Source organism: Aeromonas sp. ASNIH2 (assembly GCF_002934795.1).
GTDB classification, from domain to species: Bacteria; Pseudomonadota; Gammaproteobacteria; order Enterobacterales; family Aeromonadaceae; genus Aeromonas; species Aeromonas caviae.
This window is the reverse complement of the sequence record NZ_CP026406.1, coordinates 3549821-3570468: the sequence shown is the minus strand read 5'-3', so window position 1 is coordinate 3570468 and position 20648 is coordinate 3549821. Positions and strand designations below refer to the sequence as shown.

Here is a 20648-nt window from a genome sequence, read left to right as displayed (position 1 = left end):
TTTATTGCATCAATCAAGTCACGAATCATATATATCTCTCCTTGATAAAATAAGCAGGAATACTACTCCATCCCAAAAGACTCAATGGTGACCATAATCACAGAATTTGAAATGTATTTCATGGAGAAAAATATTAATTTATGAATTCAATGAGTTAATTGATATAAAGGCAATTCTGCTTACAGAAAATGCGTTTTACTTAAAAGTCCGATCTCATTCAAGTTAACAACGAAAAAAATATAAAAAACGCCCCCCATCTTGCGATGGAGGGCGTTTTATCGTTCTGGCTATTGGGCCTGGGCGGCCCAATATTCAGCGATTACAGGGGCTGTTACAGGGATTCTGCGGTCGCAACCACGTTTTCCACGGTAAAGCCGAATTCCTTGAACAGCAGCTCGGCCGGGGCGGACTCACCGAAGGTGCGCATGCCGATGATCTTGCCGCCGAAACCGACGTACTTGTACCAGTAGTCGGCGATGCCCGCTTCGATGGCCACGCGCTTGGTGACGGCGGCCGGCAGGACGGACTCTTTGTACTCGGCAGATTGAGCGTCGAACACGTCGGTAGATGGGATGGAGACCACGCGCACGGCACGGCCCTTGGCAGTCAGCTGCTCATAGGCAGCCACGGCCAGCTCCACTTCGGAACCGGTGGCGATCAGGATCAGTTCCGGGGTACCGGCGCAATCCTTCAGCACGTAACCACCCTTGGCGGCATCGGCCAGTTGCTGGGCGGTGCGGTCCATCTGGGCCAGGTTCTGACGGGAGAAGATCAGGGAGGTCGGGCCGTCGGTACGCTCGATGGCGTGTTTCCAGGCGATGGCGGACTCTACCTGGTCACACGGGCGCCAGGTGCTCATGTTCGGGGTCAGACGCAGGGAGGCGATCTGCTCCACCGGCTGGTGGGTCGGGCCATCTTCACCCAGACCGATGGAGTCGTGGGTATAGACGAAGATGGCGCGTTGCTTCATCAGGGCGGCCATGCGCAGGGCGTTGCGGGCGTACTCCATGAACATCAGGAAGGTGGCGCCGTAGGGGATGAAACCACCGTGCAGGGCGATGCCGTTCATGATGGCGGACATGCCGAACTCGCGCACGCCGTAGTGGATGTAGTTGCCTGCGGCGCTCTCGGGAGTCAGGGACTTGGAGCCGGACCACATGGTCAGGTTGGACGGCGCGAGATCCGCGGAGCCGCCCATGAATTCCGGCAGCAGCTTGCCGAAGGCTTCCAGGGAGTTCTGGGACGCTTTACGGGTCGCGATCTTGGCCGGGTTGGCCTGCAGGGTTTCGATGATCTTGGCGGATTCAGCAGCCCAGTTGGCCGGCAGCTCGCCAGCGGAGCGGCGCTTGAACTCGGCAGCCAGGGCCGGGTGAGCGGCTTCATAGGCGGCGAACTTGGCAGCCCAGTCGGATTCGAGCTTGGCGCCCTTCTCCTGACCGTTCCACTCGGCGGCGATGTCGGACGGGATGACGAACGGCGCGTGGTCCCACTTCAGGAAGGCACGGGCGGCGGCGATCTCGTCGTTGCCCAGCGGTGCACCGTGGCAGTCGTGGGAGCCGGACTTGTTCGGGGAACCGTAGCCGATGATGGTGCGGCAGCAGATCAGGGTCGGCTTGCCGGTCTCGGCCTTGGCGGCTTCGATGGCGGCGTTGATGGCTTCCGGGTTATGACCGTCAACGGCCGGGATGACGTGCCAGCCGTAGGCTTCGAAGCGCTTGGGAGTGTCGTCGGTGAACCAGCCTTCTACGTGACCGTCGATGGAGATGCCGTTGTCATCCCAGAACGCGATCAGCTTGCCCAGGCCCAGGGTGCCGGCCAGGGAGCAGGCTTCGTGGGAGATACCTTCCATCAGGCAGCCATCGCCCATGAAGGCGTAGGTGTAGTGGTCGACGATGTCGTGACCCGGCTGGTTGAACTGCTCGGCCATGGCCTTCTCGGCGATCGCCATGCCCACGGCGTTGGTGATGCCCTGACCCAGCGGGCCGGTGGTGGTTTCAACGCCCGGCGCATAACCGTACTCCGGGTGACCCGGGGTGCGAGAGTGCAGTTGGCGGAAGTTTTTCAGATCGTCGATGGAGAGGTCATAACCGGAGAGGTGCAGCAGGGAGTACAGCAGCATGGAGCCGTGGCCGTTGGAGAGAATGAAACGGTCGCGGTCGGCCCACTTGGGGTTGTTCGGGTTGTGTTTGAGGTGGCTGCGCCACAGCACTTCAGCGATATCCGCCATTCCCATGGGGGCGCCCGGGTGACCGGAGTTGGCTTTTTGAACGGCATCCATACTCAATGCACGAATGGCATTGGCAAGCTCTTTACGAGAAGGCATCTGTATCTCCTGCGATTGCTTCATTTGATGGCCAAGATTAAGGCGCGTTATTGTCCCAGCAGGGGGCGCGGCGTGCAAATATTATCTGGGCGAATAAAGTGGCTTTGGGAGCACAATCGCTTTTCTGGGCGGGGAAAACGATTCAATCCGCCCCCTGCCTTACCTCCATGGAGGTGGATCCCTTCCCCATCCCGCCCCGGGCGGCTCCACCCCCAAATAGTGCTGGCAATCACCGGATGACCTATTTAAAATAGACGTCCAGATGTAGATACCTCTACAGTCATCCTGTCATTATCCGGTTATGGCCAAGGCGATAACCCTTACGAATCGAGAACCAAACATGGCAAAGCTGTTTACTTCCGAGTCGGTCTCCGAAGGCCATCCCGATAAAATCGCCGACCAGATCTCCGATGCGGTGCTGGACGCCATCCTGCAGCAGGACACCAAGGCGCGCGTCGCCTGCGAAACCCTGGTCAAGACCGGTATGGTGATGGTAGCCGGCGAAGTGACCACCTCTGCCTGGGTCGACATCGAACAGATCGTGCGCGACACCGTGCGCGAGATTGGTTACACCCACTCCGACATGGGCTTCGACGCCGACTCCTGCGCCGTGCTGAACGCCATCGGCAAACAGTCTCCGGACATCAACCAGGGCGTCGACCGTACCGACCCGCTGGAGCAAGGTGCCGGTGACCAGGGCCTGATGTTCGGCTACGCCACCAACGAAACCGACGTGCTGATGCCCGCGCCCATCACCTACTCCCACCTGCTGGTGAAGCGTCAGGCAGAAGTGCGCAAGAACGGCACCCTGCCGTGGCTGCGTCCGGACGCCAAGAGCCAGCTGACCTTCGCCTACGACGACGCAGGCAAGATCCTGGGTGTCGATGCTGTGGTGCTCTCCACCCAGCATTGCGACTCCATCAGCCACAGCGATCTGGTGGAAGCGGTGCGCGAAGAGATCATCAAGCCGGTGCTGCCCGCCGAGTGGATCAACAAGGACACCAAGTACTTCATCAACCCGACCGGTCGTTTCGTCATCGGCGGCCCCATGGGTGACTGCGGTCTGACCGGTCGCAAGATCATCGTTGACACCTACGGCGGCATGGCCCGTCACGGTGGTGGCGCCTTCTCCGGCAAGGATCCGTCCAAGGTGGACCGCTCTGCCGCCTACGCCGCCCGCTACGTGGCCAAGAACATCGTGGCCGCAGGTCTCGCGGATCGCTGTGAAGTGCAGGTCTCCTACGCCATCGGCGTGGCCGAGCCCACCTCCATCAGCGTCGAAACCTTCGGCACCGGCAAGGTGGCCGAAGCCCTGCTGGTCAAGCTGGTGCGCGAGTTCTTCGAGCTGCGCCCCTATGGTCTCATCGAGATGCTGGATCTGAAGCGCCCGATCTACCAGGCAACCGCCGCTTACGGCCACTTCGGCCGCGACGAGTTCCCCTGGGAGAAGACCGACAAGGCCGAGCTGCTGCGCGCTGCCGCTGGCCTGTAAGGCTCGAGGTTGTGATAAAAGGGGAGCCTGGCTCCCCTTTTGCTTTTGTGTCCGTCCCGAGGATCCCATGCCTGCCACTGCCACCCGGCTTGACCCCGCCCTCATCGAGACGCTGCGCGCGCGCGTCGAGGCCTGCTTTGTGCAGGCTGAAACGCGCCTTGGCCGCACCTTTCCCCGCCCGCAAGTCCACTGCAACATGCGGGGCCGGGCGGCAGGGTCTGCGCGGCTGCAAACCTGGGAGCTGCGTTTCAATCCGGCGCTCTATCAGGCCAATCAGCGGGCGTTTCTCAGGGAAGTGGTGCCCCACGAGGTGGCGCACCTGCTGGTCTATGCGCTCTGGGGAGAGGGGCGCGGCAAGAGCCGGGTACTGCCCCATGGCCGCCAGTGGCAGTCGGTGATGCGGGAGCTGTTCGGCCTCGAACCCAGCACCACCCACAGCTTCGATCTGGGGGTGCTGGCCCAGCGCACCTTCGTGTATGCCTGCGCCTGCCAGCAGCATCCCCTCTCCGTGCGCCGCCACAACAAGGTGATGCGCGGCGAGGCCCGCTATCACTGCCGCCGCTGTCGCCAGCCCCTGGTGTGGCAGCGCGACACGACGGCGGATTGAGTCACCCCGTGTCGCGCTCCTGTGATAGGGTGCGCGCTTACTTCATTCAACTGTCTCATTGCCAAGGATATTCATGTTTCGCCCTCTGCTCTCCCTCTGCCTGGCCCTGCTGGTCAGCGCCCCGGCCCATGCCGACAACATCCAGACCTTTCGCGCCGCCAAGCAGGATCTGAACAAGCTCTACCAGAGCCACCCCGTCACCTTCTACTGCGGCTGCAACATCAAGTTCAGCGGCAAGAAGATGGCCCCCGACTGGGAGAGCTGCGGCTACCTGCCGCGCAAACAGGCCGAGCGGGCCTCCCGCATCGAATGGGAGCACGTGGTGCCCGCCTGGGAGTTCGGCCACCAGCTCCAGTGCTGGCAGGACGGGGGTCGCAAGAATTGCGGCAAGAGCGACGAGTTCAACAGGATGGAGGGAGACATGCACAACCTCTTCCCCGCCATCGGCGAGGTGAACGGTGATCGGGCGAACTTCCGCTTCAGCGACTGGAACGGCAAACCGAACCAGTACGGCAAGTGCCAGATGCTGGTGGACTTCAAGGAGCGCCAGGTGCAGCCGCCCAAGGGGCCGGTGCGTGGCCAGATCGCCCGCGCCTACCTCTACATGAGCCAGCAGTACGGACTGCGTCTGGCGGCCCAGCAGCGCAAGCTTTACGAAGCCTGGGACAGGCAGTATCCGGCTGATCGCTGGGAGTGCGAGCGCAACCGCCGTATCGGCAAGCTGCAGGGCAATACCAATCCCTTCATTGAAAAGCAGTGCCAATAACCCCATTTGACCAGGGAGGGGGAGCGTCCCCCTCCTCCTGAATCCCTTCACTCTCTGTCTCGCGAGCCTTGCTCGCCGCCGTGCAGTAGGGTATTGAAGGGTTTCCAAGCAAGAGACTGACTATCAGCCATGCGCATTCCACGTATCTATGAACCGGCCAGCCTGCAGGTTGGCCAGACCCTCGCCCTGTCGGAAGACGGTGCCAATCACATCGGCCGCGTGCTGCGCATGCAGCCGGGCCAGCAGCTCGAGCTGTTCAACGGCGACGGCCACCAGTACCCCGCCACCATCGCCAACGTCGGCAAGAAGTCGGTGGAAGTGACCATCGACAGTTGCGAGACCCGCTCGGTGGAGTCCCCCCTTGCCATCCACCTGGGTCAGGTGATCAGCCGCGGCGACAAGATGGACTTCACCATCCAGAAATCCGTGGAGCTCGGCGTCACCTGCATCACGCCGCTCTTCTCCGAGCGCTGCGGCGTCAAGCTGCCCGCCGATCGGCTGGAGAAAAAACGCGAGCAGTGGCAAAAAGTGGTGATCAGCGCCTGCGAGCAGTGCGGCCGCAATACCGTGCCCGAGGTGCGCATGCCGATGGAGCTGGACGCCTGGCTGGCGGAAGAGACTCAGGAGCTCAAGCTCAACCTGCACCCGCGCGCCCCTTACAGCATCAACACCCTGCCCATCCCCGAGCACGGCGTGCGCCTGCTGATCGGCCCGGAAGGGGGCTTGTCCAGCGACGAGATCGCCCGTACCGTGCAGGAAGATTTCAAGGAGATGCTGCTGGGGCCGCGGGTGCTGCGCACCGAAACCGCCGCCCTGACGGCAATTACTGCGCTTCAGTGCCGCTTTGGCGATCTGGCCTGACAGCCGACCCCACCCCGACCCTCCCCTTCGCAGGGGAGGGAGCAACAGGCCCCTCCCCCTTGTGAAGGGGAGGCAGGGAGGGGGTCATCACATCCCATCGAGCCATTAGGAAGGAAACTCGGATGACCATTAAACTCGGCATCGTGATGGACCCCATCTCGGCCATCAACATCAAGAAGGACTCCAGCTTCGCCATGCTCGAAGAGGCGCAAAAGCGCGGCTACGAGCTGTTCTATCTGGAGATGAAGGATCTCTACATGGAGGCCGGTCGCGCCTTCGGTACCATGCGCCCGCTCACCGTCAAATATGACTATGCCGACTGGTACAGCCTCGGCGAGGTGGTGGATCAGCCGCTCTCCAGCCTGGATGTGATCCTGATGCGCAAGGATCCCCCCTTCGACACGGAGTTCATCTACGCCACCTACATGCTGGAGCGGGCCGAGGATGAGGGCTGCCTCATCGTCAACAAGCCCCAGAGCCTGCGCGACGCCAACGAGAAGCTCTACACCGCCTGGTTTGCCGAGCACACCCCGACCACGCTCGTCACTCGCAGAGCAGACAAGCTACGGGCCTTCCACGCCAGGCACAAGGACGTCATCCTCAAGCCGCTGGACGGCATGGGCGGCGCCTCCATCTTCCGCATGAAGGAGGATGACGCCAACGTCGGCGTCATCATCGAGACATTAACCTCTCACGGCAGCCAGTACTGCATGGCGCAGACCTATCTGCCCGCCATCAAGGATGGCGACAAGCGGGTGCTGGTGGTGGACGGCGAACCGGTACCTTACTGCCTGGCCCGCATTCCGGCCCAAGGTGAGACCCGTGGCAACCTGGCGGCCGGTGGCCGTGGTGAGGCCCGCCCCTTGAGTGACGCGGACTGGGCCATCGCCCGCGCGGTGGGCCCGACGCTGAAAGAGAAGGGGCTCATCTTCGTCGGCCTCGACATCATCGGCGATCGCCTGACCGAGATTAACGTCACCAGCCCGACCTGCATCCGCGAGATTGAGGCGGCCTTCGACGTCTCCATTACCGGCATGCTGATGGACGCCATCGAGCGCCGACTGGGCCGCTGACCCCTTCCCCAGCGACCCGTTGCCGCAGCGAGGAAACACACACAAGGGGCCGTGAAGGCCCCTTTGACTGCCGGCAAAAAGCGGTTTTGCCCGCCGCCATCAACTGCCATAATCACCCCAAATACCTTTGCACGCTTAGAGATACATACGCTCCATGCAAACACTGCAAAATCACTTTCTGCTCGCCATGCCGAGCCTCACGGACGCCTATTTCCAGCGCTCCCTGGTCTATCTGTGCGAACACAGCAGCGAAGGCGCCATGGGACTGGTGGTCAACATTCCGGTCGACATGTCCCTGGACGCCATGCTGACCAAGCTCAACCTCAACCCCCCCGCCACCGCCACCGCCGAGATGAAACAGCCGGTGTTGCAGGGGGGGCCGGTGCACGGGGATCGCGGCTTCGTGTTGCACAGCTTCCGCCCGGGCTTCAACTCCACCCTGCAGGTGAGCGACGAGATGATGGTCACCACCTCCAAGGACATCCTGGAGACCCTGGGCACCGACGAGGCGCCGGACCACTGGCTGGTGGCGCTCGGTTACGCCGGCTGGAGTGCAGGCCAGCTCGAGCAGGAGCTGGTGGATGGCGCCTGGTTGGTGATCCCCCCCAATCCCAAGCTGGTCTTCGATACCCCCATCCACCTGCGCTGGCAGCAAGCCGCCGCGAGCATTGGGGTCAACCCCCTGCACCTCTCCAGCCAGGTGGGCCATAGCTGACACCCCGGCCCTCCCCTCCGGGGGAGGCGGCACGCTCACCTCCCCCACGAGCAGGGGGAGACAGGGGGGGGGCTTCCCCCTTCATTTATCCATCCATTTCGAGGAGACCCCATGTCATCACGCAGCATCATGGGCTTTGACTACGGCACCAAGAGCATCGGTGTCGCCATTGGCCAGGAGCTCACGGGCAGCGCCCGCCCCCTTCGCTCCCTCAAGGCCAACGACGGCATCCCCAACTGGGACGAGATAGAGAAGCTGATCAAGGAGTGGCAACCGGATCTGCTGATCGTCGGTCTGCCGCTCAACATGGATGGCACGGACCAGGAGATCACGGTGCGGGCCCGCAAGTTCGGCAATCGCCTGCACGGCCGCTTCGGCAAGCCGGTGGAGTTCAAGGACGAGCGGCTCACCACCACGGATGCCCGCGCCCGCCTGTTTGAACGTGGCGGCTACAAGGCGCTGGACAAGGGGAGCGTGGACGGCGTCTCCGCCCAGCTCATCGTCGAAGCCTGGATGGAAGAGCAGTACGACTAAACCGGGGAGCCTCCTCCCCCTTGCTTCTCTTTCGCCGCCCCGCTCTCCATGGGCCCGCCCCAGGCAAAACGCGTCATCCCCGCCGCGGCCAGGCCATAGAGCCGCCGGATCTCCCCCCGCAACCACATCACCTTGGCATCCTGATTGTGGCGCTTGTGCCACAGCAGGATGAAGGCGATCTCCAGCTGGGCATAGAGAGACTCTTCCAGCGGCAACGGCATGGGGATGAGGTCGGGGTGATGTCTGGCGGCATAGTCCGCGCAATATGAAGGCACCACGGCGATCAGCTCATGGCTCTTTTGGGCGGCGATGTGCAGCGCCTGCTCGAAGCTCGCCACCATGATGGGCACCTGCCGCCTGTGGCCTTCGTCCTCCAGCAGATCATCCAGTGCCCAGCTGTCGCTGGCCTCCCACACCACGCTCACCTGGGGGCAGGCCAGAAAGCGGGTCAGCGACCACGTCTGCCCGAGCAAGGGGTGATCCTTGCGCAGGAACACCACGGGACGATCGCAGAACAGCACCTCGTGATCGATGTAATAGGGCAGCCGGTTGACCCTGGCATGGGAGCGGCCGTGGGTCTCCCGGGCGCAGAAGCCGAGATCCGCCTCTCCGTTGACGATGTCGTTGAGGGAGTGGTGATCCCAGCCCAGCATCCTGACCACGGAGTGGGGGTACTTCTGGTAGATGGTCGTGGGCAGCTCGCTCAGGAAGCTGATGCCGAAGGGGGACTCCATCACCAGACTGAAGCGGGCCCCCTCGGGGATCGCCTCGCTGTTGAGGGTGCTGATGCTCTCGGTGAGCTGGAACCAGGTCTTGAGCTCCTCTGCCAGGGTCAGGGAGAGGTTGGTCGGCTGCAAGCCCTGGCGCACGCGCACGAAGAGGGGATCCCCGAACCAGTCCCGCAGCTTGCCGAGCGCCTTGCTCACCGCCGACGGGGTGACACACAGCTTCTTGGCCGCCCCCGCCACGCTGCGCTCCTGCATCAGGTGCCTGAAGACCACCAGCAGGTTCAAATCGAGTTCACCCAGATTGCGCATCGCGTCTCTCCTATCCCCGAGCCCGTACTCGCCGGATCGCACGCCATGGTAGCAGCACCTTCACCACCAGGTAACCGAGCAGCGCCAGCAGGAGTGCCAGGATCAGCATCCAGAGCGCAGGCATCCCCAGATGGCCCATCCCCCAGATGAAGAGCCCGGACAACCCTATCTGCATGATGCAGAGCAGGGCACTGGCCGATGCCACCCGATCCCCGCACACATCCAGCGCCTCCCCCATCGCCACCCCGAACCCGCAGGAAAACCCGATGCAGACCAGGGCACACCCCGCCAGCAGCCAGGACAGGCCGCCTTCGGGCCCACTGCTGCACAACAGGGCGAGCAAGGCCAGCAGGTAGGCGAGGTGGGAGAGCGCCAGCACCCTTGCCTTGCCGAGCCAGCGCAGCAGCAAGGGGGTCAGGAAGGAAGCGGACATGCTCACCCCGGCCATCGCCATCATCAGCCGGGTGTACTGCTCGGGAGGCAGGCCGAACGTGGTCATCAGGACGAGGGGCGAGACGCTCACATAGACCAGGATGGCGGTCACGCTGGCGCTGGTCAGCAAGGCGCGCTGCATGAAGGGGGCCGTGCCCAGCAGGGCCAGCGGCGATGCCCCCGCAGGCTGGCGGGCGGGGCGGGTCTCCTTGAGCAGTCGCAGGTTGACCATGGCACTGATGGCGGCCACCAGCGCCATGCCCACGAAGATGCCGCGCCACTCGAAGTGCGACAGGATGAGATAACCGAGTACGGGAGCCAGCACCGGAATGACGCAGATCACGCCGTTGATGAGGGAGAGGGCCATCGCGAGGCGCGCCTGGCTCAGCACATCCCGCAGCACGGTGAAGGTCATGATGTAGAGCGCTCCAGCGCCCACCCCTTGCCAGAAACGCCCCAGATAAAACTGGGCGATGCCGGTCGCCTCCGCCGCCACCAGGGAGGCGACCACGAAGATGAGGGCGCCCCCCAGTACCACGGGGCGCCTGCCATGGCGATCCGCCAGCATGCCCCCCGGCAGCACGGTAGCCGCCATGCCCAGCAGATAGATGGAAAAAGCGGTGTGGATCTGCGCCTCGCTCCCCTGCAGGGTTTGCGCAATGCGGGGGACGGCCACCAGATAGAGATCGATCCCGAGGGGATAGAGGATGATCATCAGAAAAGTACACAGCAGAAACAAACCCATGAAGGCTCCATAGCAGCAGGTTTCACCATCACAGGTGCGCTGTCAGCGAGATTGACAACTCAATCCTGCAAAAGCAGAGGAAGATGCCGGGCACTATAGAGCGGGCGGCCTACCAGGGCCTAGTGACGAGATGGCACTCGGTGGATGCCAATCCGGACATCTCCCGCAGGAGAGGCCCGGACTGGCATGCTCATCGACCCGCCCCCTGCCAGGTCGCCCTTGAGGGGTCGGGTCCGAGGTAACGGGCACGCCGCGATGCGACGTGCCCTCAAGGCTCAGCGAAGGCGCACCATTACCTGGCCAGTTGCGTCAGGATGGCGTGAGCCGCCTTGATGCGTGCCTCGTTGGGGTAGTTGCGATTGGCCAGCATGACGATGCCGATCCCTTTGGCCGGCACGAAGGCCACATAGGCCCCGAAGCCGTTGGTCGAGCCGGTCTTGTTGAAGAGCACAGGGTGCCCTGTTGCAGCGGGCGCGGGCGCAGCCGGGTTCGCATTGTAAATCATCGCCGGGGAGTTGCCCGCCAGCAGCGTCTGCTCGCTGACGGGATAGGCGTAACGCTCCCAGCCCAGTCCCTGGGTCATCTCCCCCACCGCATACTGGCCCTGGTGAGTCAGGTCGATGGCCTGCTGCATGGCCGCATTATCCACCCCGCTGATGTTCGCCTTCACAAAGCGCAGCAGATCCGCCGAGCTGGTCTTGATGCCGTAGGCCTCGTCCGCCAGCATGCCGGGAGTGACGCGGATGGGCTTGTCCTCCTTCGAGTAGCCGTAGGCGTAGTGCCCCATGGCCTGCTCGGGCACATTGAGGTAGGTATGGTACAGGCCAAGCCCCGGCAGGATCGTCTGCTCCATCAGGCGATCGAACGGCTGCTTCATGCTGCTCGCCGCCAGATAGCCAAAGAGCCCGATGCTGGGGTTGGCGTACTGGCGATGGGAACCCGGCGAGTAGGCTGGGGTCCACTGGCGGTAGTAGGCCTGCATCTTCTCGAGCGAATCCACCTCCTCGGGGAATTGCAGCGGCAAGCCGCCCGCGCTGTAGGTAGCCAGCTCCCCCATGGTGATGTTGTCAAAGGCGGATCCCTTGAGCCAGGGGGCGAACAGACTCGCCTTGTCATCGAGCTCGAAGCTCCCCTGCACCACGGCGTAGGCCCCCAGCGTCGCGGTCAGGGTCTTGCTCACGGAGCCTATCTCGAACAGGGTCTGCTCGCTGACACCGACTGCGCGCTCCCGATCGGCCACACCGTAGTTGAAATAGTGGGCCTTGCCATCCTTGAGCACGGCCACCGCCATGCCCGGGATCCTGTGCTCCTTGAGTAGCGGCCGGATGCTGGCATCCACCACGGGGCGCAGGGGATCGGTCGCCGCCTTGTCACCGGCATGAGCCAGACCGGCCCACATCAGGGTGGCCAGAGCGCCCCACAGGATGGATTGTCGTTGTTGCATTGCATGTCTCCTGACTGTCGTTAGCAAGGTATCGCCATGGCGGCGAGTGATGAACCCAGCATAGTCCCGCGAGGTGTGCTGCCGATGAGGCTCTGTGAAGTCAGTGTGAAGCCGCCCCTCTTTTTACCCATGAAAAAGGGGAGCCATGGCTCCCCTTCAATCACCTTGCAACGCAGGCTTATTTCTTGCCCGGATTGTCCCAGATCCCCTCTTCCAGCTGGCTGCGCAGCTCGGGGTATTTGTTGGCATCGAAGGTCGGCACGCGGCCCACCTTGAGCTGGTCGTTGTAGTCCTTAGCCAGCTTGATGGCGACGCCGGAGAGCAGCAGGATGGCCACCAGGTTGACGATGGCCATCAGCCCCATGGAGACATCCGCCAGAGCCCACACGGTCGGCAGTTCGCCCACGGAGCCGAACATCACCATGCCCAGCACGAACATCCGGAACAGCATCAGGCCACCCTTGTGGTTGTGCTCGAGGAACACCAGGTTGGTCTCCGCATAGGAGTAGTTCGCCACGATGGAGGTGAAGGCGAAGAAGAAGATGGCCGCTGCGATGAAGATGTTGCCACCGCCGCCCACCTGGGAGGAGAGCGCACGCTGGGTCAGCTCGACACCGGTCACACCGGAGCCCGGCTCGAACTGGCCGGACATCAGGATGATGGCGGCAGTACAGGTACAGATGACGATGGTATCGAGGAAGACACCCAGCATCTGCACATAACCCTGGGAGGCCGGGTGCGGCGGATAGGGGGTGGCGGTGGCGGCAGCGTTGGGGGCAGAGCCCATGCCCGCCTCGTTGGAGAAGAGGCCGCGCTTGATGCCGTTGATCATCGCCTGGGAGATGGCATAGCCCATGGCGCCGGAACCCGCCTGCTCGATGCCGAACGCAGACTTGATGATCAGGGCCAGCACGCCGGGCAGCTCGCTGATGTTCATGGCCACCACGAACAGCGCCATCAGGATGTAGGCGAGCGCCATGAAGGGCACCACCAGCTCGGCAAAGCGGGCGATGCCGCGAATGCCGCCGAAGATGATGAGACCGGAGAGCACCACCAGGGCCAGACCGCTCACCCAATCAGGGATGCCGAAGGCGACGTTCATGGCCAGGCTGATGGAGTTGGCCTGCACCGCGTTGAACACCAGACCGAAGGCCAGCAGCAGGCAGAGGGAGAAGACCACCCCCATCCAGCGCATGCCGAGGCCGCGCTCCATGTAGTAGGCGGGGCCGCCGCGGTAGTTGCCATCCTCATCCTTGACCTTGTAGAGCTGGGCCAGGGTGCTTTCCACGAAGGCGGTGGCCATGCCGATGAAGGCGATCAGCCACATCCAGAAGACGGCGCCAGGGCCACCCAGATAGATGGCGACGGCCACACCGGCCAGATTGCCCGTCCCGACGCGTGCCGCCAGGCTGGTACACAGAGCCTGGAAGGAGGAGATGCCGGCGCTGTCGGATTTGCGACTATTGCGCAGGACCGAGAACATGTGGCCGAAGTGGCGGATCTGGATAAAGCCCAGGCGGAAGGTAAAGAAGATACCGACCCCGATCAGCAGGTAAATGAGCACGGCTCCCCACATCAGGTCGTTAATCATTGCAATCAAGGTGTCCATAATTCTCTCGTTGTTATCACATCCATGGCCAGTCTGCGCTGACCGCTCTCTGTCAATTTCCGAACCAGCATTGCGCCGAAGGGGCGGAATCTAGCATAGCGAGGGAATTCAGAATAGTGACAGGGCTCACTGGGGAGACAAAAAACGAGCAATTTGATGCAAAAAAGCTTCATTTAGCACGCAATAAATCAACAAAAATTGATGTGCAACCCAGCCCCTCACAAATTAGAGCCAATAGAGAACCATTTTACAACTCATCCCATGGGGGTAAAAACCGCTGAGTGAAACGACATCAGGGAGACAAGCGTTTGCCTCTCATGCCTCATCGGCAAGGGGTTGTAACGCAAAACGTTTTACACGTAATTAAATTTCAAGTAGCTGACAGAACTATTTGTGTGACCTCCCGCACAAATTCATGAATCCACCAAAATAATTGCGCTTTTCCATGTCGGAGCCAGCCGCCACACCATGAATAAAACTCTTTTTTTATCAAATACTTTCACCCGACAGCCGGTACCGCTTTCACCACCTGGCTGATTCGCATACAAGCCCCCCTATTGCAGGATGCGCCACATCCGTATTAATTAGGCAGGCAATGACGATGGGGCCTGCCCATCGCCCCTTTCTGAGCCTGAGCCGCCGGGATCTTGTAATTTAATTTCAGAACTGCCGTCTCATGCCCACCACCCTGGGATTGCTCCCTCATAAAGAGATGATATTTGCCATGGCCGATAAATTGACCCAGCTGAAAGCCCTGACCACAGTGGTTGCCGATACCGGCGACATCGAAGCCATCAAGCGCTACCAGCCCATCGATGCCACCACCAACCCCTCTCTGGTACTCAAGGCCTCCGAGATCCCCGAGTACGCAGCCCTGATCCAGGACGCCATTGCCTGGGCCAAATCCCAGAGCCAGGACAAGGCACAGCAAATCATCGACGCAGGCGACAAGCTGGCGGTCAACATCGGCCTCGAAGTGCTGAAAATCGTCCCGGGCCGCATCTCCACCGAAGTGGACGCACGCCTCTCCTTCGACACCAATGCCAGCATCGCCAAGGCCCGCAAGCTGATCCGCCTCTACAACGAAGCCGGCATCAGCAATGATCGCATCCTGATCAAGCTGGCCTCCACCTGGGAAGGGATCCGTGCCGCCGAGGTGCTGGAGAAAGAGGGTATCCAGTGCAACCTGACCCTGCTGTTCTCCTTCGCCCAGGCTCGTGCCTGTGCCGAAGCCGGCGCCTTCCTCATCTCCCCCTTCGTCGGTCGCATCCTCGACTGGTACAAGGCCAAAAACGGCCGTGATTACACCGCCAGTGAAGATCCGGGCGTGGTCTCCGTCACCGCCATCTACAACTACTACAAGCAGCACGACTACCCGACCGTGGTCATGGGCGCGAGCTTCCGCAACACCGGCGAAATCCTGGAACTGGCCGGCTGCGACCGCCTGACCATTGGCCCCGCTTTGCTGGAAGAGCTGAGCAAGGCCGAAGGCACCGTGGTGCGCAAACTGGACTACACCGGCGAGCGCACAGCCAAACCGGCCCCGATGACCGAAGCCGAATTCCGCTGGGAGCTGAACCAGGACGCCATGGCCGTCGAGAAGCTGGGGGAAGGCATCCGCCTGTTCGCCATCGACCAGGGCAAGCTGGAAACCATGCTGGCAAGCCACCTGTAAGGCCGCTCGCCACACGGCTCTCACAGAGCGAAGTGGCGCTGCAAAAACCGGGCTCCCGAAAGGGCAGCCCGGTTTTTTTGTGCCTGTTTCCGGTTGTCACAACTTCGTCATAAAAACGTTTTATTTTCAAAGGCGTCGTGTTATACGGATGGTGAAAACCATAAAACCAAGGAGGGAGCCATGGACATGTTCAACTTCGATTTTGACGAGGTCGTTGAGCTGGGTTCACGTAGCCGCGGGACAACGGGAAAAAAACGCAAATGGCGTGAGATTGAGGCGCTTAAAGACAAGCACCGCCTGCAAAAGGAGCTGCAGGCCATCGACATCGCCTATGAAGGATCGGACGACCTGGAGCTCTGATACGCCCACGTCGCCCATGTTTCACTCCAGCGAGTGGAGCCATAAAAACAGCGCCCCGGATTGACCGGGGCGCTGTTTTTATGGGTGAACCTCCTGTCAGGCTGCAGGCAGCGAGAGCTGTTTGGCCAGCGCCTGGAAGTGCTGGCTTACCTCCGCCCCGAACAGGGGATCATTGATGGCCCGGTTCTGCCAGAGCTGTTCGAGATGACGCCAGTCATCCTCGGTCAGGGAGTCGCGCAGATGGGGGAAGATGACCCCTTCCTCATAGTTCATGTGCGCCTCCTGCTGCTCGATGAACTGCTCCAGACGGGCCACGAACTGATCCAGCGGGATGACCGCATCCATCAGGATCATCTCCACCATCTCCTTGAGCTCGGTCCCTGCATCCAGCAGACGGGCGTGCTCCTCGTGCAGCCGGTTGGCCACCTCCCCCTCCACCACCCTGTATTTCAGGTAGTAGTCATAAATCATGTCTTCCTTCGGGTGGTGATACTTGTCGGATACCTCGCGCAGATAATCCACCACATCCCGCAGCAGGAAGTAGCTTACCGGCTGCTCATTGCGAATGGCCGCCAGCTTTTGCTTGAGCAGCGTCAGCAACCGGGTGATGTTGAGGTGGTCCTTATGCAGACTGGATAACATGGGCACTCCTTGCACTGAAATGAGAAAACGTCTGTCTCGAGTATACGGTCATTTATTGCCTGAACTTTGCACTCAATCAAGTCGGATGCAGACCGCGGCTGCACCAGCCTCTCACCACAGGGGGCACAGGGGACACCATTTCCCCTGTGCATGCGCGGCGTCAGGCCGCCGGATCGGCGCAGACCGAGAGCCAGTCGATGGGACTGCGTCCCTGCTGGACCAGCAGGCGATTGGCCTCGGAGAAGTGGCCGCAACCGATGAAACCGCGATGGGCAGAGAGCGGGCTGGGATGGGGGGCGCTCAGCACATGGTGGCGCGACCGGTCGATGAAGCGCCCTTTCTTCTGGGCATGAGCGCCCCACAGCAGGAAGACGACTCCCTGGCAATGGGCATTGATCCGCTCGATGACTCGATCGGTAAAAGTCTCCCACCCCAGGTGGGCGTGAGAGTGCGCCATGCCCGCCTGTACCGTCAGCACCGTATTGAGCAGCAGCACTCCCTGTCTGGCCCAGGATTCCAGGAAGCCGTGATTGGGTGTGACAAAACCCGGCAGATCCCGCTGCATCTCCTTGTAGATGTTGACGAGGGACGGCGGCGTGCGCACTCCGGGCAAGACGGAGAAACAGAGGCCGTGCGCCTGATCCGGGCCGTGATAGGGATCCTGCCCCAGGATCACCACCTTGACGTCATCCAGCTCGGTCAGTTTGAAGGCATTGAATACCTCGGTCGCCGGGGGATAGATCACCTTGCCCGCCTCCCGCTCGGTCCTGACGGTGGCCAGGGTGTCCATGAAATACGCCTGCTCTTTCTCCGAACCAATCACATCTTTCCAGGTCAGCACACCCGTCTCCTCTCGTTGCGAATCCACTCCTTCCATCCTGGCTGGCATGCCAGCCTCTCCCTCTCCCCACTCCCCGCCTTCTGTCCAGCTTGGCACCGCTATCTCCTCGGTCAATAGAGCAAGGGGCTCAGGATAGGGTCCTCGCCCCCAAGACGCAACCGCATGGAGGTCAGGCTCAGCCTTGCCAGCCTGGGAAGTGGCGGCGGCGTTCACGGGCAATGACCGGTACTGCGTCGACACAGGAATAACAGGACGTCCTTCGGACAGGCCGGTTTTCGCTGACGCCAGAAATAAACCCTAAAGGTGTAGTTAAATTACTAGATATGAATAATAAAAAATGCATAATTCATATATCTTACAAAAACAGAAAAATGATCTGTTTTTGATTCAACTCAATGATTTAATCCCTTTCAATGCACGCAAAATGGGATTTTATTGATTTGGATCAATTTTCGCAATATTACCGTCGTGGTATATATGGCCCCAACGACGTAAAGGTGTAAGGCAAGGCCCCGTTAAATCATTCCTTCCAAGAGGTGGTTTAAAAACATCAGGGTAATGTGCTTACCGTTGAATCCGCTTTCCTATGAGGAGTCATATCATGATCAAGGGCATCCAAATCACCCAGTCCGCTAACGCCGCTCTGCTGAACTCTTTCTGGCTGCTGGACGAAGAGAAACAACAGGCTCGCTGCATCTGCGCCAAGGGCGACAGCTTTGCCGCCGATCAGGAAGTCAGCCTCTCCGACCTGGGTCAATTCGAATACCGTGAACTGCCGGTTCAGCAAGAGCCTGTGGTCGAAGGGGGTCAGCACTTGAACGTCAACGTACTGCGCCGCGAAACCCTGGAAGACGCCATCGCCAACCCGGAAAAATACCCGCAGCTCACCATCCGCGTCTCCGGTTACGCTGTGCGTTTCAACGCCCTGACCCCGGAGCAGCAGCGTGACGTGGTAACCCGCACCTTCACCCAGAGCCTGTAAGGCGCCCTGCGTAAAGAGATTAAAAAAACGGCCCCCTCGGGCCGTTTTTTCATGGGTGATGATCGCCGCCGGAACCTGGGTCAGCTTCGCAGGTCCACCGGCATGACCGCCACGGGTTTCGCCAGGGCGTCCTGCATGGTGGCCTCGTCGAGCTGATCGCAGTAACGGGCCACCACCAGGGTCGCCACCCCGTTGCCAATGAGGTTGGTCAGGGCGCGCGCCTCCGACATGAAGCGATCAATCCCGAGGATCAGCGCCAGCCCGGCCAGCGGCAGATGCCCTACCGCCGAGATGGTGGCTGCCAGCACGATGAAGCCACTCCCCGTGACTCCGGCCGCCCCCTTGGAGGAGATAAGCAGCACCACCAGCAGGGTGAACTGATGGAACAGGTCCAGCGGGGTGTTGGTCGCCTGGGCGATGAAGACGGCGGCCATGGTCAGATAGATGGAGGTGCCGTCCAGGTTGAATGAGTAACCGGTCGGGATCACCAGACCCACCACCGATTTCTTGCAGCCCAGCGCCTCCATTTTCACCAGCATGCGCGGCAATACGGATTCCGACGAGGATGTTCCGAGCACGATCAACAGCTCTTCCCGGATATAGGCAATAAAGCGCACAATGCTGAAGCCATTGGCTTTGGCGATACTGCCGAGCACCAGGAAAATAAACAGCAGGCAGGTCAGATAGAAGCTAGCAATTAATTTCCCCAGCTGCACCAAAGAACCAATACCGTATTTCCCTATGGTAAATGCCATGGCACCAAATGCCCCGATCGGCGCCAGTTTCATGATCATGTTGATGATGCCGAAAATAACCTGGGAGAAACCATCGATGATATTGAAGATGGGTTTTCCCTTCTCCCCGATATGATGCAGGGAAAATCCGAACAGGACGGCAAACAGCAACACCTGGAGTATATTGCCGCCGGCAAAGGCACCGATGACGCTGGCCGGTATCACATCCAGCAGGAAGGGAATTATCCCCTGGGACTGGGCCTGATCCGCATAGACGGAGATGGCGCTGGCGTCGAGTGAGGAGGGATCCACGTTCATACCGGCCCCGGGCTGCAGCACGTTGACCACGCACAGACCGATGATCAGGGCCAGGGTGCTCACCACTTCAAAATAGATCAGCGCAATGGCACCGGTTTTGCCCACCGCCTTCATGCTTTCCATGCCGGCAATGCCGGTGACCACGGTACAGAAAATGACGGGGGCGATGATCATCTTGATTAATTTAACGAAGCCATCACCAAGGGGTTTCATATCTGCGCCCAGACTCGGATAGACATGTCCCAGACATATTCCGATGGTGATTGCCAATATCACCTGAAAATAGAGGCTACTGACAATTTTCTTGTGCATGTTCAACGTCCTGTTAATAAGTGTGACTCCACTGACAGCAAATAACGCATGCAGCAGTCTGCGGCGAGAAATAGGGTTATCTCACCCGCTTCATACCTTTTTGCCATCCTGACGGTCGCTACTTTTGCATGTCATAAGAAGCAAATAAGAGACATCAATCACACAACATATTTAACATCATTAACACCACGGAAACATGGTCGCAATGGACGCCGAAGAGCACCAAATGAAAATGACGGAAATAAAAATGCCCCGCATGGCGGGGCATTTTTGATAGTAAAAATCGCGATCAGGCGGAGGTATCGAGGGGCTCGAAGCCCTTGACGAGATCGTCGATGGCCTTCATCTGCTTGAGGAAGCCTTCCAGCTTCTCCAGCGGCAGGGCGCTCGGGCCGTCGCAGCGGGCAATTTTCGGATCCGGGTGGGATTCGATAAAGAGACCGGCCAGGCCCACCGCCATGCCGGCACGAGCCAGCTCGGTCACCTGCTCGCGGCGACCGCCGGAGGCCGCCCCCAGGGGATCACGGCACTGCAGGGAGTGGGTGACGTCAAAGATGACCGGATAGCCGCCGGTGCTCTTCTTCATGACGCCCAGACCCAGCATGTCCACTACCAGGTTGTCATAGCCGAAGTTGGCACCGCGCTCGCAGAGGATCAGGCGATCGTTGCCACACTCCTCGAACTTGTCGGTGATGTTCTTCATCTGGCTTGGGCTCAGGAATTGCGGCTTCTTGATGTTGATGACGTTGCCGGTGCGGGCCATGGCCTCCACCAGATCGGTCTGGCGCGCCAGGAAGGCGGGCAGCTGGATGACGTCGACCACCTCGGCGACCGGTTTGGCCTGATGGGGCTCATGCAGATCGGAGATCACCGGCATGCCGAAGGTCGCTTTCAGCTCCTGGAAGATCTTCATCCCCTCTTCCAGACCCGGGCCGCGATAGGAGTGGATGGAGGAGCGGTTGGCCTTGTCCCAGCTCGCCTTGAACACGAACGGGATGCCGAGCTTGCTGGTCACTTCCACGTACTTCTCGCACACCGCCATCGCCATGTCGCGGGATTCCAGCACGTTCATGCCGCCGAACAGCACGAAAGGTTTGTCGTTGGCGACGTCGATCTGGTTGACCTTGATATTCTTCTGTTCCATCT

General features: G+C 60.7%; 19 protein-coding genes. 10 read left to right on the top strand and 9 right to left on the bottom strand.

Annotation, left to right across the window (positions count from 1 at the left end; translation table 11 throughout):
• Positions 1–331 precede the first annotated feature (331 nt).
• On the bottom strand, positions 332–2323 hold the full coding sequence (gene tkt / locus C3F36_RS17130; protein ID WP_104455515.1) for a transketolase: 1992 nt from the start codon (positions 2321–2323) through the stop codon (positions 332–334).
• Between the two features lie 340 nt (positions 2324–2663).
• Here tkt and metK point away from each other — a divergent pair, with 340 nt between their 5' ends.
• The 7 genes from metK (at position 2664) to ruvX (ending at position 8371) form a co-directional block, all read left to right on the top strand.
• The gene (gene metK, locus C3F36_RS17125; RefSeq protein WP_010673869.1) at positions 2664–3815 is read left to right on the top strand and encodes a methionine adenosyltransferase; all 1152 of its coding nucleotides are present in this window, start codon (positions 2664–2666) and stop codon (positions 3813–3815) included.
• A gap of 67 nt (positions 3816–3882) precedes the next feature.
• Positions 3883–4422 carry a SprT family zinc-dependent metalloprotease gene (locus tag C3F36_RS17120; RefSeq protein ID WP_104455514.1) on the top strand — a complete coding sequence of 180 codons (540 nt, stop codon included), beginning with the start codon at positions 3883–3885 and terminating at the stop codon, positions 4420–4422.
• Positions 4423–4495: 73 nt separating this feature from the next.
• The gene (locus C3F36_RS17115; protein WP_039040144.1) at positions 4496–5188 is read left to right on the top strand and encodes an endonuclease; all 693 of its coding nucleotides are present in this window, start codon (positions 4496–4498) and stop codon (positions 5186–5188) included.
• Between the two features lie 129 nt (positions 5189–5317).
• Entirely contained in the window at positions 5318–6049 is a 732-nt protein-coding gene (rsmE, locus tag C3F36_RS17110) for a 16S rRNA (uracil(1498)-N(3))-methyltransferase (RefSeq protein ID WP_104455513.1), read from the top strand.
• Positions 6050–6171: 122 nt separating this feature from the next.
• On the top strand, positions 6172–7122 hold the full coding sequence (gene gshB, locus C3F36_RS17105; protein WP_010673865.1) for a glutathione synthase: 951 nt from the start codon (positions 6172–6174) through the stop codon (positions 7120–7122).
• A gap of 154 nt (positions 7123–7276) precedes the next feature.
• Positions 7277–7837 (top strand): YqgE/AlgH family protein, encoded by a 561-nt coding sequence (locus C3F36_RS17100; protein WP_104455512.1) that lies wholly within the window; start codon positions 7277–7279, stop codon positions 7835–7837.
• A 111-nt stretch (positions 7838–7948) separates the two neighbouring features.
• Positions 7949–8371, top strand: a complete 423-nt coding sequence (gene ruvX / locus C3F36_RS17095; protein WP_010673863.1) for a Holliday junction resolvase RuvX — start codon at positions 7949–7951, stop codon at positions 8369–8371.
• Here the strand turns inward: ruvX and yidZ are convergent.
• From yidZ to C3F36_RS17075, 4 genes are all read right to left on the bottom strand, one after another.
• Positions 8368–9408 (bottom strand): HTH-type transcriptional regulator YidZ, encoded by a 1041-nt coding sequence (gene yidZ, locus C3F36_RS17090; protein WP_104455511.1) that lies wholly within the window; start codon positions 9406–9408, stop codon positions 8368–8370. The two genes, ruvX and yidZ, sit on opposite strands and share 4 nt — an antisense overlap.
• 10 nt (positions 9409–9418) lie before the next feature.
• Entirely contained in the window at positions 9419–10585 is a 1167-nt protein-coding gene (locus tag C3F36_RS17085; RefSeq protein ID WP_052815125.1) for an MdtL family multidrug efflux MFS transporter, read from the bottom strand.
• A 292-nt stretch (positions 10586–10877) separates the two neighbouring features.
• On the bottom strand, positions 10878–12029 hold the full coding sequence (gene blaMOX / locus C3F36_RS17080; protein ID WP_052815126.1) for a CMY-1/MOX family class C beta-lactamase: 1152 nt from the start codon (positions 12027–12029) through the stop codon (positions 10878–10880).
• A 178-nt stretch (positions 12030–12207) separates the two neighbouring features.
• Positions 12208–13638: an alanine/glycine:cation symporter family protein gene (locus C3F36_RS17075; RefSeq protein WP_104455510.1), complete on the bottom strand. Its 1431-nt coding sequence runs from the start codon at positions 13636–13638 to the stop codon at positions 12208–12210.
• Between the two features lie 724 nt (positions 13639–14362).
• On the opposite strand from C3F36_RS17075, the gene tal reads away from it, so the two are divergent.
• Both tal and C3F36_RS17065 read left to right on the top strand, forming a co-directional pair.
• The gene (tal, locus tag C3F36_RS17070) at positions 14363–15313 is read left to right on the top strand and encodes a transaldolase (RefSeq protein ID WP_158656136.1); all 951 of its coding nucleotides are present in this window, start codon (positions 14363–14365) and stop codon (positions 15311–15313) included.
• A 180-nt stretch (positions 15314–15493) separates the two neighbouring features.
• A complete protein-coding gene (locus C3F36_RS17065) occupies positions 15494–15673 on the top strand; it encodes a DUF3545 family protein (protein WP_010673858.1) in 180 nt (59 codons plus the stop codon).
• Positions 15674–15769: 96 nt separating this feature from the next.
• Here C3F36_RS17065 and C3F36_RS17060 read toward each other — a convergent pair whose 3' ends face one another.
• On the bottom strand, positions 15770–16315 hold the full coding sequence (locus C3F36_RS17060; RefSeq protein WP_041212588.1) for a hemerythrin domain-containing protein: 546 nt from the start codon (positions 16313–16315) through the stop codon (positions 15770–15772).
• 160 nt (positions 16316–16475) lie between these two features.
• Complete coding sequence (gene ung / locus C3F36_RS17055; RefSeq protein WP_104455508.1) at positions 16476–17156, bottom strand: uracil-DNA glycosylase; 681 nt, start codon at positions 17154–17156, stop codon at positions 16476–16478.
• Between the two features lie 601 nt (positions 17157–17757).
• Here ung and grcA point away from each other — a divergent pair.
• Positions 17758–18138, top strand: a complete 381-nt coding sequence (grcA, locus tag C3F36_RS17050; RefSeq protein WP_010673855.1) for an autonomous glycyl radical cofactor GrcA — start codon at positions 17758–17760, stop codon at positions 18136–18138.
• 80 nt (positions 18139–18218) lie between these two features.
• Here grcA and C3F36_RS17045 read toward each other — a convergent pair whose 3' ends face one another.
• Together C3F36_RS17045 and kdsA are read right to left on the bottom strand one after the other, a co-directional pair.
• Positions 18219–19502, bottom strand: coding sequence for a dicarboxylate/amino acid:cation symporter (locus C3F36_RS17045; protein WP_104455507.1), 1284 nt, complete (start codon positions 19500–19502; stop codon positions 18219–18221).
• 289 nt (positions 19503–19791) lie between these two features.
• Complete coding sequence (gene kdsA, locus C3F36_RS17040) at positions 19792–20646, bottom strand: 3-deoxy-8-phosphooctulonate synthase (RefSeq protein ID WP_039039605.1); 855 nt, start codon at positions 20644–20646, stop codon at positions 19792–19794.
• Positions 20647–20648: the final 2 nt, after the last annotated feature.

Coding starts and splice junctions, on each gene's coding strand:
- kdsA (WP_039039605.1), bottom strand. CDS start 20,646: ATGGAACAGAAGAATATCAAGGTCAACCAGATCGACGTCGCCAACGAC.
- gshB (WP_010673865.1), top strand. CDS start 6,172: ATGACCATTAAACTCGGCATCGTGATGGACCCCATCTCGGCCATCAAC.
- C3F36_RS17115 (WP_039040144.1), top strand. CDS start 4,496: ATGTTTCGCCCTCTGCTCTCCCTCTGCCTGGCCCTGCTGGTCAGCGCC.
- metK (WP_010673869.1), top strand. CDS start 2,664: ATGGCAAAGCTGTTTACTTCCGAGTCGGTCTCCGAAGGCCATCCCGAT.
- C3F36_RS17120 (WP_104455514.1), top strand. CDS start 3,883: ATGCCTGCCACTGCCACCCGGCTTGACCCCGCCCTCATCGAGACGCTG.
- C3F36_RS17045 (WP_104455507.1), bottom strand. CDS start 19,502: ATGCACAAGAAAATTGTCAGTAGCCTCTATTTTCAGGTGATATTGGCA.
- C3F36_RS17065 (WP_010673858.1), top strand. CDS start 15,494: ATGGACATGTTCAACTTCGATTTTGACGAGGTCGTTGAGCTGGGTTCA.
- tkt (WP_104455515.1), bottom strand. CDS start 2,323: ATGCCTTCTCGTAAAGAGCTTGCCAATGCCATTCGTGCATTGAGTATG.
- grcA (WP_010673855.1), top strand. CDS start 17,758: ATGATCAAGGGCATCCAAATCACCCAGTCCGCTAACGCCGCTCTGCTG.
- C3F36_RS17075 (WP_104455510.1), bottom strand. CDS start 13,638: ATGGACACCTTGATTGCAATGATTAACGACCTGATGTGGGGAGCCGTG.
- tal (WP_158656136.1), top strand. CDS start 14,363: ATGGCCGATAAATTGACCCAGCTGAAAGCCCTGACCACAGTGGTTGCC.
- C3F36_RS17100 (WP_104455512.1), top strand. CDS start 7,277: ATGCAAACACTGCAAAATCACTTTCTGCTCGCCATGCCGAGCCTCACG.
- C3F36_RS17060 (WP_041212588.1), bottom strand. CDS start 16,315: ATGTTATCCAGTCTGCATAAGGACCACCTCAACATCACCCGGTTGCTG.
- C3F36_RS17085 (WP_052815125.1), bottom strand. CDS start 10,585: ATGGGTTTGTTTCTGCTGTGTACTTTTCTGATGATCATCCTCTATCCC.
- rsmE (WP_104455513.1), top strand. CDS start 5,318: ATGCGCATTCCACGTATCTATGAACCGGCCAGCCTGCAGGTTGGCCAG.
- yidZ (WP_104455511.1), bottom strand. CDS start 9,408: ATGCGCAATCTGGGTGAACTCGATTTGAACCTGCTGGTGGTCTTCAGG.
- blaMOX (WP_052815126.1), bottom strand. CDS start 12,029: ATGCAACAACGACAATCCATCCTGTGGGGCGCTCTGGCCACCCTGATG.
- ruvX (WP_010673863.1), top strand. CDS start 7,949: ATGTCATCACGCAGCATCATGGGCTTTGACTACGGCACCAAGAGCATC.